Source organism: Epilithonimonas zeae, assembly GCF_900141765.1.
Lineage (GTDB): Bacteria > Bacteroidota > Bacteroidia > Flavobacteriales > Weeksellaceae > Epilithonimonas > Epilithonimonas zeae.
Genome location: NZ_FSRK01000001.1, coordinates 1,509,990 through 1,523,485 on the forward strand (window position 1 = coordinate 1,509,990; position 13,496 = coordinate 1,523,485).

Below are 13,496 nucleotides of genomic sequence, written 5' to 3' on the forward strand. Positions count from 1 at the left end.
TATAATAAAAATTTACACATGAGACATATATGTCTCCACAAAAAGTGATTGAAATTTCAAAATTTACTAAATGTATAAATGGAACTTAGTAAATTTAAAGATTCACATAGGTAGAATTATTCTGCTATATAGATTGAGAAAAGAATTATCACAATTTCAACTTGGTCTTGAAGTAGGTATGTCAAGGGATCACATCGGGAGAATTGAGAGAGGTCAAACAAATCCAACAATTGAAAATATTGTTAAGATTTCAGACTTTCTAAATATCGACATCTTGATATTTTTTATAGAATTAAATCAAAACGAATTGTCGAATATTCTTGACGAAATCAAAAATCTTAAGGAAAAGAACAAAAATATAGAATAGAAAATCCTAACTATGATGTGTTAGTATTTTTTTTCGAAATCGTTAATCTTTATAAATCAGCAAATTTCTTCAAATAATTTCTCGATTTTGATATTTTTTATTCTTCATTAAGGTAAAAAAGTTTCTATTCTACATTTTTTTTCGGTCGATTTTCCAATAGTCTAACAAACAATATAGCATACTTCTTAATTCAACTGTTGACTTAGTGTGGCTCACAAAATCTTTAGCCATAGCAAGATGCTCAAATTCTTTTGCTATTGAAAACAATCCTTTCGACACTTCATTTTTTGAAAAGTATTCTCCTAAAATAGCGGTGTTCAAATTATTGAATTGTTGCTCAACATTATAGCGGACTTCTTTTGCTATCACGTCGCCGTCTTTTGAATTTTCTTTCACCAATCCTATAGCTAAATTTAAGACTTTCTGAATTCCATTGCTTCCTCTAGTACCATAAGTAAAACCCTCTTTTATTAATTTACTTCTTTCAGCAGGTTCTAAAAATGATATTTCTTTCATGCTATAATCTATTGCAATTGCAATGAATGAACAAATTAAATATAAACATCTAAGAGCAATCTCCTTTTGGGTCTCCTTTGTTATTGCTTGTTCTGCAAAAAATTTTGCTTGCATAAGCCATTCATTACAAATATCAAATGATAAATTCTTTGACAATAAACTTTTTGAATACCGAATTCTTCCCTTCCAATCACCATCTAATTTACTAAACTCATATTGATTTATTTTGTCAAAGAATTCTTCGTCCGAGATTCTTTCGGAGATCCCAGAGTCTGAAGTATTTAATCTTTGTAAAAAATTACCATCTAAAACTACTACATCTAAGTCTTTTCCAAAATCTTTTACCTCTTGTCTTCTATCAGTTGTCGCAACTATTGCACTAGTAGCTTTTGTTGCAATACGTAAACCTTGAACCCAAAAAATTCGTTCAATAGCTTGAGGTGTTTTTTTATTTTTAGCATCGACAATTGTTATTTCTCTGGAAACTGATGATGTCCTACTATAAAGCCACAAATCTATATCCGTGACGTCAAAACCTTCATAAATAAATGGTACTCCACGTGTCACGTAGTATCCCGCTTTTAGAAAATATTTGCGTAATAACTCTTCCATCTGTGGACCTTTCGATAATACTTTTGTTGTTTTATTCATCTTCTTTATTTTCCTGTACGTAATATTGATAACATATCATTAGTCGCACTTGGACTTTGCTTTATTTGTTTTCTTCTCATGTTCTCTCTGTTAAATTCAGGGCCATTGAATTTAGTGACTGCTGCAGATGGTAAAGCTGTCAATGAATGTTCACTGACATCTCCCTGGCGGATAGCTTGCAAAGCTAACTCCCCAACCTCTTTCTTTAATAGTTCTAACATTGGACCCGATCTACCTTTCTTCTGACCATGAGAAACTTTTACTACTCCTTTCAATTCTAAAATCTTATAATCTTCTGCAATAGCTGGAACTGGTCCCACCTTTTCACCTCGTACCAATGTAGATAACAATGCATCAACCATTTGGATCTGTCCTCTTGCAGAAGGACTTTTTGTCATTCCATAAGTTATTGAGCTTATAAATGCTTTTGCTAAATCAAAAGCATCGTCAACCATCGAATTACTATATTTTGAGAATGCTGATGGCAAAGTTATATATCCTGCATCTTCTTTTGAGTTGCTTACAACACTAACATCATATAATCCAATTGCAGTTACTTTTTGAAACAACTCTTTACCCAATATATTTTCTGCAAAAATTATTTCTACACAAGCATTCTTACCAAGAATCTCATTTAGCTCAATAAGTTTTAACTGCTCAGATGGCTTTAAAGAATCTAATACTGTTTTTATTTTTTCAGCTGTATCTCTTCGAAATAAGTTACCGTTAAATAATAACTTTTCATCATCACTTATATTTTCAATATCTGTAAATCCAATCTGCTCCGCATCAGTAAATAACTTTGTAGTATCTTTTTCAGAAAGTTGATATATATCCGAAATTTCTTCTGCAATATCTTTGTATAATATAGGAGTAATAGATGCACGTTCAGCTAGGTCTAAAGATGCTAATTCTATAGAACTAGGATTTAAATCTTCGAAAATGGTTGATGTATGAAGTAAAGTAGTTTCAGTTGTCACACCTAAAACAGCAATTCCAGTTTTTGATTTTTCAATTAATTGTTGTTCTTCAAGTATATCTAGTAGCTTTGGTAATTCGAATGGAATATTGATGTTAGCGACACTAGCTAATACATCTAATTTTTCATTACTAACATTAATACTATCATTTGCTGAAACAGCTGACAGTAAAATTCCTGCCTTTCCGGCAACATAAGTGTCATTATAACCATTTTGACTTGCAAAAGTCTGAAGCTTATTTGTATGATGAATGAGCCACGATCCTTTGGTTTTATTTTCCATTGTATGAATTAGTTTTTACAAATATAATATTAAAAAATAAAAATTTCATTCCTAAATAACGTGATTAAACTTTTGTTATGAAAATGTTAAAAATACAGTAAAAATACTGACTAATAAATGTTTTTTATTTGTCATTTTTGCTAATTAGGGAAATCCGTAATTTTAATTGCTGATAAGTAGTTAAATTTGAAAAATAAAAAATTGGCAGTTTGAATTATAAGCTATCAATCTAGTGATATCACAAATAATCTAATTAAATTCTATTATATTAATGAATTTCGATGTTATCATCAATGATACCTTTACAAATCTATGTACAGATGATAAAGTTACATCTACTGAAAATAAAAGGGTTCTAAGCTTTATTAACGATTTTGAAAATGGTAGTTGGAGGTTTGAAAAGTTTCAAAACTTTATCTGGGATAATATTAAAGAGACAGCGCTAAGCCACAGTGAGAGACAAGCTTTAATAGATAAAGGAGAAGGCTCTATATTATCCGAATCCGCAAAAAACTTACGACTTGTTGAGGGAGAAAAAGCATTTGGCCGTGGTAGTGAAATTGCTGAAATTGTTCTGTATGGAATAATGAAGGATCATTATTCCGCTCTACCTATTGTTCCAAAAATATTTTACAAACAAAATAAAAAGGATGAAGCGAAAGGGGCTGATAGTGTACACATTGTTGTAGAATCTGATGAAAGCTTTTCACTGTGGTTTGGTGAATCAAAATTTTATAATAGTATTGAAAACGCAAGGCTCGATACGATAATAGATTCAGTAGCTGATTCTATAAGTCTGAACAAAATAAAAAAAGAAAATAGCATAATTACTAATCTAAGCGACATCAATGATTTCGATGAAATTACTCCAGAATTACGGGCTAAAATAAAAGCCAGCCTGTCCCAAGATGAATCAATTGATAAAATAAAACCCATATTGAATATTCCTATTTTACTTCTCTATGAATGTGAGCAGACAAAAAATGGTACGGAGTTAACAGAGGATTATAAACAAGGAATTATAAACTACCACAAAGATAGAGCAACTGAATATTTCAAAAAACAAATTGCTAAATGCTCCGGTGTCCACTTATATGATAAAATAAACTTTCATATTATTCTTTTTCCTGTTGCTGATAAAGAAAAGATAGTAAATAAATTTATTCAAATAGCCAAAGTTTATAGAGATTAGTATGGAAGATAAAATTTTTGAAGGTTGTCAAATAGTAAATGACCTACTAATTTCTGATAAAGAAAATGATGCAAGACAAGAACTTATTAAATTGTTAGATTACCATTTTGTAAATAATATTGAATACACTCCTCTTGTAAATCATCTGATTCGTGAAACTGGCCTTTTCCCATATCTTGACCCAGACACTTCAAATTGGGAAGAAAGATTTGTTTACTCTGCATTTAAAGTTGATGTTGGAGAAGATAATCCATTAACTCTACATCGAGAACAATCCTTTTTACTTAAAAAACTTCTAGAGGGGAAAAACATTGCCGTTAGCGCCCCAACAAGTTTCGGAAAAAGTTTTGTCATTGATGCATATATAAAAATCAAAAGACCAAGCAATGTCTTAATTATTGTGCCAACAATTGCATTAACTGATGAAACAAGAAGAAGACTGTATAAAAAATTTGCCAGTGAATACAAAATAATTACTACTACAGAAGTAGAACCTGCTGAAAAAAATATTTTCATATTTCCTCAAGAGAGAGCAATTAATTATCTAAATAAAATTGACCATTTTGATATTATGATTATTGATGAGTTCTACAAGGCGAGTAAAAATTTTGATAAAGAGCGATCCCCAAGTTTAATAAAGGCTATAATTAAACTTGGGGACAAAGCAAGTCAGAGATATTTTTTAGCTCCAAATATTTCTTCATTAGAGGAAAACCCATTTACAAAAGAAATGGAATTCATTAAGCTCGATTTCAATACGGTATTTTTAGAAGTTAATGAACTTTACCAAAACATTGGAAGAGATGAACAAAAGAAAACTCAATTATTAATTGATATTTTAAAATCAAAAGATACTAAATCCTTAATTTATGCAGGAACATATTCTAATATTGACACATTGTCAAATATTGTAAATACCCATTTTGAAGAAAAAAATGTCGAATTATTAACCAATTTTGCAAATTGGTTAACTAAAAACTACAGCTATAATTGGTCATTAACTAATACTGTAAAAAGAGGTACAGGTGTTCATAATGGACGACTACATCGCTCACTTAGTCAAATACAGGTTAAACTTTTTGAAGAAAAAAATGGTCTTAATAATATTATTTCAACGTCGTCAATAATTGAAGGAGTTAATACTTCTGCCGAAAATGTTATTCTTTGGATGAATAAAAATGGAAGGTCAGGTTTAAACGACTTTACATATCGTAACATAATTGGTAGAGGTGGGAGGATGTTCAAACATTTTATAGGAAAAATATTCATATTGGATAAACCTCCCACAAGTGAGCAAACTCTTTTATCATTACCTTTTCCAGAGGAAATATTAGGAGATTTAGACAGTGTAAAAAACAGTGATATTTTAACTAAGGAACAAGTGGCAAAAATTCAATATTATCAGGAAGAAATGTCCGGTTTACTTGGTATAGATGTTTATAAAAGACTTAAAGAAGAATCTGTTTTTCAATCAAGTGATAGCGAGTTAGTCAAAGAGATTGCAATTGATATGAGTACTAATCCTCATAATTGGTATGGGCTTTCATATCTTAATTCAGCGAAAAGAGATAATTGGGATAGTAGTATTTACAGAATTATTAATTTAAAACCTGGTCATTGGGAAACTAAGAGCAGTACATTTGTTGCTTTCATAAAAATACTTAGTAATAATTGGTTTAAGTCCATTCCTGAATTATTAAAAATGTTAGAGCCTTATGATGTTGGAATTGATGATTTTTTCAAGTTGGAAAGAAATGTATCATTTAAATTTTCGTCACTTGTTAAGGATGTTAATACTCTTCAAAAAGAAATATTAAAAGATAAAAACTATGATATTTCCCGTTTCGTATCCTGGACCTCTCATGCATTTTTACCTTCTGTTGTTTTTCAACTTGAAGAGTATGGACTTCCTAGAATGATTTCAAAAAAAATTCACAATTCAAAACTTATAGATTTTTACGATTCAAATCTAACAATCCATAAGACCATTGAAATTTTAAATGAGATAGGTATTAATACAATCTGTAAAACAGTTAAGCTGGACGAATTCGACATTTATATATTAGAATATTTTTATGACGGAATAAAAATCATGTAATAATATATGCAATCTTGAAATCTTTATAATCATCTATATAAATAGTTTAAATCTTATTAATATATATAAATTCTCATATTAATATATCTGCATGAATGATAAAAATTTTAATTATATGAACAATTTTCTTGATAACAAAAAGAAAATTCTTGAATTAATCGTTGTTTCCATTTTTCTAGGTATAGGTGTTAGCCTTATTAGCTCCAGCATATTTGAATATATTAAAGGTGAAAACAAAATATTAATTTATTCTATACTTGGTTTATTACTAATTCTTATATGTTTGATATATCTAATAAGAAATCTATTTGGTAAACGAAAATTTGAAAAAGAAATTGACGGTTTTTTTATTCTGAATCGAACTCAAAAGAATATAACAAATATTGATAATTATGATTATTCAAGTAAAATTTTTGAGTATTTACAGTCAGCAATAGCAGAAGATGAGGAAATTAAAAAAGATTGGCTAAATACCAATTTTGGGGACATTACCGAGGAACGCATTAAAATTCTACCGTACATTCAGGAAATTTCTGAATATTATTTTTTAGAAGCATTATCTACACATCTCTCATCATTTTTTAACAATACAAAATTTAAGAAAACAAAATTAAAATCATATAAAAGGAATGACATTCCTCAAATTCTCGCAAGTAATCGATTTTTGGACCTATTTTCAAAACCTATGGAAGAAAGAGCTCTATTTAAGAATAGTAATCAAGACAATTTCATAATAAAATTTACCCGAGATTCCGCCGAAGGGAAAATTATTTCAAATTATAAAAGAGGTGCAATGTTTCAATACTTTGACCTGAAACTACCTGCTGAAAGTAAGATTGTTAGAAAAAAAAATTCAACAATATTAATATCGAATAGAAGATTTGAAATCTCAATTACTACAAACGTTAGTGGTGTAAATACTTACATACCCATTGAATACAAAGGATTATACCTAGGGCTAAAAAACTTACATGATCCAGCGTATATAACAAACTTTAGTATTAAAATAACTTTTAACAGATCATCATTCTTCAAATCTTCAAGCTGGGAATATTATCAGTGGTTGGACTCTTTTTTAGATGAATTTGAAAAAAACGCGTCTGAGAAATATTACTTCAAAAGTAAAATCGATTGGGATAGAATTTATCCAATAATCAAAACATTACAAAATAAACATGATAAAATTAGATGAAATTAAAGAGCAATTTGAAAATTCTTATTTTACTTTAAATGAAGAACTAATTTATTTACTAAATAAGGATGATCAAAACGGTCATCTTAATAACGTTATCATAGGTTTGAATAAAGAATGTTATGGTGTACGTCTCTTTGAAAATCCTGATGATCCGATAATAATTGAAATTTATTATATTAACTGTGCGCCTAAACTTCAAGGAAGCCTAATTAGGATAGAATTGAATAATCCTAATTATCAATTTCTACTATTACAATTTTGTGCATTATTAGCAATGAATTATTCTACCATAAATGAAATTCATGCATATAATACTTTCCAAAAACAACTTCGAACTATTTTAGAAAAAGATGGCTACTTTACTATAACGAATATAGATATTGAACAGCTTAGAAAAATTGGCCCAAATGGATCATTTATAAATTTACATCATAAAGCCATTAAGCAGATTGATATTATACCTATTGTCGATTTTTACAGAGAGGTTTTTGATGAAAACTACAAAGCAACTGGTTCAAAATATAATAATTATGTTTATTTGATGATTAATACAGAGACATCTTTAATAAAAATTGGTTATAGCAAAAATCCCTTATATAGAGAAAAAACATTACAGTCTCAGGAACCTCAAATTTATTTAATTGCCTGTTGGAATGCAAATAGGAAAATTGAGACAGAACTTCATAGAAAGTTTAAAAATAATAGAGTCCGGGGCGAATATTTTCAACTAAATTTTAATGACTTAAAAGATCTAAAAAACTTTATGTTAAAATATAATTGATGATTATTTATATTATCTAAATTACCTTCGTAATAAAAGAATTTACCTATTTTTACTAAAAATAAGATTAAATGAAGGCTGAAACTCAATATACTGATTTAACAGGGACTGTAGCTGCTGATATTTCAGATTTTACAACACGCTCAAACCAATTATATGAGGTCGCAAATTATTTTAATATTGACCAAAAAAGATTTAAAGTAATTGGAATCACTGTTTATGGTGTAGATAATTTCTACATTGCATTTCTATGTGTAGATAATCAAAAAACCACGAAAGAAAAAGAATTCATTTGTAAATTAAGAATCGAAACGGATGAAAAAGAAATCTTAAGTTTATTATTTAAAAGGTTACATATTGTGCTTTACGAAAAATATGATGAAAAGTACAGAAATTTAGAAGTCGATGATGAGCTTTATTTATCTGAGGTAGAATGAGTAACATCCAGCACGAAATAGATATTTCAATTCAAAGAATTGAATCCAAGCAGGTCGAAATTTCTGCAAAAATTGAAATATTAGAAAAGCGAATTTCTAAATTTAATGGTTGGGCATGGTTTTTTGTTGGTACTGGTGCATTAATTTCAATTGTTGCTACGATATATTTTTTTATAGTAGTTGATAACAGTCAAAATTTCCAGCTCAATTTACTTGGCGATTTCCTAGCTGGCTCAGTAGCTTCAGTTTGGTCTCTTGCAGGACTATTTTTTATTTACGTTGCTTTTCTAGGTCAAAAACAACAACTTCTAAATCAACAGCTGGAAATCATGTATAGTCAACTTGAAGTTAAAAATACAAGATTAGAACTTGCTGGGCAGAAGGAGGAAATGCGAATCCAAAATGAAACCCTTAGACAACAAAAGTTTGAAAATACATTTTTTAATCTTCTTAACCTTCTTAGTTCTGTCGTAAACTCTATTGATATTCGTAACATCCGAACTCAAAATGTAATGAGTAGTGGTAGAGATTGCTTTAAAATTTTTTATGGTGATTTTGTCGCTATAATAAATAAAGATCATGAAAAAGATCGAGAATTTGAAATCACTAAAATTTCCATACCAGAAACAATAAAAAGTTATGATAAATATTTTCATGAAAATCAATCTGACTTAAGCCATTATTTCAGGAGTGTTTATCATATTTTAAAATTTATCGATAGTTCTGATATAGAAGATAAAAAAAGATATGTAGGTTTAGTTAGAGCACAAATTTCCAGTTATGAGCAGATTCTGATATTCTATAATTGTTTCCATCCTTACGGGACAAAACTGAAAGTATTGGCAAAAGACCATAATTTCTTTAAAAGTTTAGACGAAAAACTGTTAATTAATGAAAGTCATTATGATGACTTTGCAAAAGACGAAATTTAATTCGGAATGACTAATTTCTATTGGTTATTAAATATAAATGATGTAGCCAAATCGTCTTTTAGAATCAAATAAGCTTCAAATTTTTTACCGTTTTTGCTCTTCATATTTTTAATAATTGGTGTTTTTCCTGTTGTTATGAGAGAAGTGATGTTGTTGATGCTGAGTTGCACGCCGCATATCATTCGGAATAAAATCCATTGGCATTGTTCATCGGGACATTTAACGATTTTGTCTTTGATAATGAGATTATGCTGCTGGCATTTGGGGCATTTGAGTTCTGGAATGTTTTCTTGGGGAATGTTGAGTGATAAGAGTTCTTGGGTGATTTCCTTCGTGTAATTTTTGATGTCGCTGAGGAAATGGTTTGAATTGAGTTCTTTGCTTTCAATCTGATGGAGTGCCATCTCCCACTCTGCGGTCATCTGAACATTGACAATCTTTTGGTCTTTGATGAGATCATAGACCTTTTCTCCTTTGTCAGTTGGGATCAGTGTTTTGCTTTTTCTGGTGATGTAGTTTCTTGTGATTAAGGTTTCAATTATGGAGGCTCTTGTTGCAGGAGTTCCGATACCGATGTTGGCTAAAGCTTTTTGCTGTTCCTTGTCTTCGATGTGCCTGCCAGCATTTTCCATAGCGGATAAAAGGTCGGCTTCTGTATATAGTTTTGGAGGGCTGGTCAGTTTTTCCTGGAGTTTGGCTGTTGAGATTTTGAGCTCATCGTCTTTTTTGAATTCTGGAAGTTCAATGAGTTGTGGTTCTTGTGTCTGGTTATTATCGCTATTGTTCTTGCTGTTATTATCAAGGTTTGTACTGATTTCATCAGACAATAGGCCTTTGATTGCGCGCCATCCTTTGCTTAGTATTTTAGAACCTTTGATACTGAATTCATAATGATGGACTTTGATGGTGATGTGGCTGACTTCTTTGGAGCAGTGTTCTGATAATGATTCAAGCAGACGGTAAACAATCATATTGTAAATGGCTTTTTCACTGGCGGTTAAAGCGGATGGGATTTTGCTGGTGGGCAATAATCCGTGATGGTCTGTGACCTTCAGATCATTGACAATACGCTTATTAAAGTTGCCGAACTTGAGTGTTGAGATTGCTTGTTTGAAAGAATCGGTTTGATTATGTATTCTCACGAGTTCGGGGATTTCTGACCAAAGGTCTTCGGGAATATATTTACTTCCGGTTCTTGGATAGGTAATGAACTTTTTTTCATACAGGCTTTGTGCAGTTTGTAAAACTTCATCTGCCGATAATCCCAGCTTTCGGTTGGCTTCTTTTTGAAGTTCTGTTAAATCAAACAGTAATGGGGACTGTTCTTTTACAGTATTGACGGCGACATCTTCTACTGTGGCCTTTCCCTCCCGCTCAATGGCTTTTAAGATCTGCTCTGCCTGTTTTTTGTCTTCCCATTGCTGATTGGAAAGACTGGTGAAATTTAAATAGTCCTTGCGGTGCTGTAACTGGATCTGCCAGTATTTCTTTTGTTTAAAATTTTTATTGTCCTGAAATCTTTGACAGATCAAAGCCAAAGTTGGGGTCTGTACTCTTCCCAGGCTATAGACATCGTTGTTCGCTGCAATACTTAATGCCTGGGTTGCATTGATGCCTACCAGCCAGTCGGCTTCGCTTCTGGCTTTTGCAGCATCATAAAGCCCATCGAATTCTGAACCTTTTTTAAGGTTTTTAAATCCTTCCTGTATGGCTTTTTCTGTGAGTGAACTGATCCAGAGCCGTTCAAATGGTTTTCTGCACTTTAGGTAATCATAAATATAACGGAAGATCAGCTCGCCTTCTCTTCCTGCATCGGTCGCAACGATGATGCTGGTACATTGACTGAAGATATTTTTAATAATTTTAAGCTGCTTTAAGGCGGAGGGGTCTGGCTGAAAGTTTTTTGAGTTGGCTGGTTTTGTCTTTCTTGGAGTGAGAATGAAAGGATGGGGAAAGATAGGCAGAGAGGCTTTGTCAAAGCCTCTTATGCCATAATCTTCCGGCATTCCCAATGATACCAAATGACCCAATGCCCAGGTCACACAGTAGCCGTTTCCTTCAAAGTAGCCGTCTTTTCTGTTGTTGGCATCGAGTATCTGGGCAATTTCTCTGGCAACACTTGGTTTTTCTGCAATGATGGCTTTCATAGATTTGGATTTGATGGTGGTAATGGTTGATTTATATTTAATAGCTTGAAGATTCTATAATGAATAGGATTTGATTACATTTTTCTTCCTCTTGATCTAGCTGGTTTTTTCTGCTGCTCCTGTTGCTGCTTGTTGGCAGGTTCCTGCTGTTTGGATTGAAGCGATTCTTTGATGTTCTTTGTCGATTCATTGGTTTTACCATCGGTGTTAACTGCCGTTTGAGTTTTGTGGGCTTCTGACGGCTGGGTTTTTTCCCTGAGCTTGTTAGGATTGGTAAATGAGAATTCGGTCTTGGATGTTTCTTTGTTGAAGGTAATATAGCCTTGGTATTCTTTGCCTTTACTGTCCACAAGACCGCTGACATAAACAGTCTCCCCCGCCTTGAATTTTTCATACTGCTTGTCATCCAGTTCCTTGTCCCTGAAAACTCTTGGAGGTTCGTTGTTTTTATTTTGATTTTGGTTTTGGTTTTGCGGGTTGTTTTCTTTTTGGGACTGGCTTTGCTGCTGCTTTTGATTGTTGTCAAATATGAATTCTACATAGCGCTTATCGGCATTAAACTGGACGGTAGCATCGAAGGAAGTTCCTTTGGTAGAAGTCATTCCTTCAAGATAGAGAGGCTTACCTTCCAACAGGGTTTGTTTCTGGTGTTCGTCTAATTTGATTCCTTTGATTTCGTCTGGAATCTTCATATACTCTGCCCTGTAAGCCACCAGTTCATTGGTCAGGCGGTCACGGCTGATAACGGATGGAATGATCTCGTCGGTCTTGGGATTGACCAGATCAACGATTCTTCCCATATTGCCGCTCTCCATCAGGTTCTTTTTGTCTTCTTCGCTGAACTCATGACCTAAGAACTTGAGGTTGAGATTGGGTTCTCTGCGGATGCCGTGAAGCTTAATGCCGATATCCCCGGTATCACCTTCCTGTAAAGACAGCCTGACGTCCATTTTGCTGACGGCAGCGCCAAGGTTAATGGTGATGGGAATTAAGGTATTGGTCTTGTAGCCTCTGAGCAGAGGATCTAGTGCATTCATATTTTCAAGCTTTTCCTGGCTTAATCCGAGTTTTTCCATCGTTTTCCAGTCGATCTGTTCCGGCTGGAAACGGTATTCCTGATGGTCTGTGTTGTTTTCCATTGTTTTCTGATTTTTTAATGGGTTGGTATTTTTAGGTATAATTTCATATTCCCTGAGTTGTTCTTTTTCTTCAGGCGAAGCCTGTTCGATATACTGCTGAAGGTCTTTAGCAGTATCGACAGCATCGTATTCCGAAACTTTAAAGAAGTTGAAATGCGTCGGATTTTTAAGCTGCCGGTAAAAGTTGGAAAAGAAGTTGGAGAACAGATCCCCATGTTTATCGACCCTGATAAGCTGGTCATTGTCTTTCTTGTTTTCCGGGGGAACTTTTTGCAGATTTCCTTCCTTATCAATTCCTTTCACCAGCTCTATCCTGTTATTATGGATATTCAACACCAAAAGGGTTTCCGCTGCCGGTTTGATTTCATTGGTTATGTTGGGTTGGTTATCTTCCATCGCTGATCATTTTAACAGGATGAAAATAGACCGGCTTATGGTTAACCAATTGAAATAAGAGCGGTATCAATCGATTTGGCTGTGGTTGTCCTTGTTTTTTTATTTGTTCAGACTGCTTCTGATGAGCTGGTGCACATCGGACAGCTTATAGTAGAGCTTACCGCTGATGGTATAATAAGGGAGCTTTTTATTGGTTCGGTATCTCTGGAGGGACCTGGAACTTATTTTAAGAAGCTGTAACACGTCCTGGTTGTCGAGCAGTTGTTCGCCGTCTATTTCGATGTAACGGGATTGTTTTGCTGCGATGTGTTCTTTGAGAATGTCGAATCGTTCCATAATTCTTTCCATCCATGCGGTAAATTCTGTTCTTTCAATATTCATAA

At 32.6% G+C, this 13,496-nt stretch carries 12 protein-coding genes; 7 read left to right on the forward strand and 5 right to left on the reverse strand.

Translation table 11 applies throughout. The features are described 5' to 3' along the window. The first annotated feature begins 70 nt into the window (after positions 1–70). Positions 71–367, forward strand: coding sequence for a helix-turn-helix domain-containing protein (locus BUR19_RS06940; RefSeq protein WP_074234196.1), 297 nt, complete (start codon positions 71–73; stop codon positions 365–367). Between the two features lie 129 nt (positions 368–496). Here BUR19_RS06940 and BUR19_RS06945 read toward each other — a convergent pair whose 3' ends face one another. Together BUR19_RS06945 and BUR19_RS06950 are read right to left on the reverse strand one after the other, a co-directional pair. Then, on the reverse strand, positions 497–1,534 hold the full coding sequence (locus BUR19_RS06945) for a hypothetical protein (RefSeq protein WP_074234198.1): 1,038 nt from the start codon (positions 1,532–1,534) through the stop codon (positions 497–499). A gap of 5 nt (positions 1,535–1,539) precedes the next feature. Then, positions 1,540–2,796, reverse strand: coding sequence for a hypothetical protein (locus BUR19_RS06950; protein ID WP_074234200.1), 1,257 nt, complete (start codon positions 2,794–2,796; stop codon positions 1,540–1,542). 271 nt (positions 2,797–3,067) lie between these two features. On the opposite strand from BUR19_RS06950, the gene BUR19_RS06955 reads away from it, so the two are divergent. The 6 genes from BUR19_RS06955 to BUR19_RS06980 all read left to right on the forward strand — a co-directional run bounded on the left by BUR19_RS06955 (position 3,068) and on the right by BUR19_RS06980 (position 9,431). Then, positions 3,068–3,988 carry a HamA C-terminal domain-containing protein gene (locus BUR19_RS06955; RefSeq protein WP_074234202.1) on the forward strand — a complete coding sequence of 307 codons (921 nt, stop codon included), beginning with the start codon at positions 3,068–3,070 and terminating at the stop codon, positions 3,986–3,988. A 1-nt stretch (position 3,989) separates the two neighbouring features. Continuing rightward, positions 3,990–6,086, forward strand: a complete 2,097-nt coding sequence (locus BUR19_RS06960; RefSeq protein WP_074234204.1) for a DEAD/DEAH box helicase — start codon at positions 3,990–3,992, stop codon at positions 6,084–6,086. 115 nt (positions 6,087–6,201) lie between these two features. Further along, a complete protein-coding gene (locus BUR19_RS06965) occupies positions 6,202–7,278 on the forward strand; it encodes a hypothetical protein (RefSeq protein ID WP_074234206.1) in 1,077 nt (358 codons plus the stop codon). Further along, positions 7,262–8,062 carry a GIY-YIG nuclease family protein gene (locus tag BUR19_RS06970; protein ID WP_074234207.1) on the forward strand — a complete coding sequence of 267 codons (801 nt, stop codon included), beginning with the start codon at positions 7,262–7,264 and terminating at the stop codon, positions 8,060–8,062. The genes BUR19_RS06965 and BUR19_RS06970 overlap by 17 nt, the downstream gene beginning before the upstream one ends. Before the next feature lie 71 nt (positions 8,063–8,133). Next, entirely contained in the window at positions 8,134–8,499 is a 366-nt protein-coding gene (locus BUR19_RS06975; RefSeq protein WP_074234209.1) for a hypothetical protein, read from the forward strand. Next, on the forward strand, positions 8,496–9,431 hold the full coding sequence (locus BUR19_RS06980; RefSeq protein ID WP_074234211.1) for a putative phage abortive infection protein: 936 nt from the start codon (positions 8,496–8,498) through the stop codon (positions 9,429–9,431). The genes BUR19_RS06975 and BUR19_RS06980 overlap by 4 nt, the downstream gene beginning before the upstream one ends. A gap of 17 nt (positions 9,432–9,448) precedes the next feature. Here BUR19_RS06980 and BUR19_RS06985 read toward each other — a convergent pair whose 3' ends face one another. From BUR19_RS06985 to BUR19_RS06995, 3 genes are all read right to left on the reverse strand, one after another. Then, positions 9,449–11,578 carry a type IA DNA topoisomerase gene (locus tag BUR19_RS06985; protein ID WP_074234213.1) on the reverse strand — a complete coding sequence of 710 codons (2,130 nt, stop codon included), beginning with the start codon at positions 11,576–11,578 and terminating at the stop codon, positions 9,449–9,451. A 74-nt stretch (positions 11,579–11,652) separates the two neighbouring features. Then, entirely contained in the window at positions 11,653–13,113 is a 1,461-nt protein-coding gene (locus BUR19_RS06990) for a DUF3945 domain-containing protein (protein WP_074234215.1), read from the reverse strand. A gap of 99 nt (positions 13,114–13,212) precedes the next feature. Then, positions 13,213–13,494, reverse strand: coding sequence for a helix-turn-helix domain-containing protein (locus BUR19_RS06995; protein WP_074234217.1), 282 nt, complete (start codon positions 13,492–13,494; stop codon positions 13,213–13,215). Positions 13,495–13,496 lie beyond the last annotated feature (2 nt).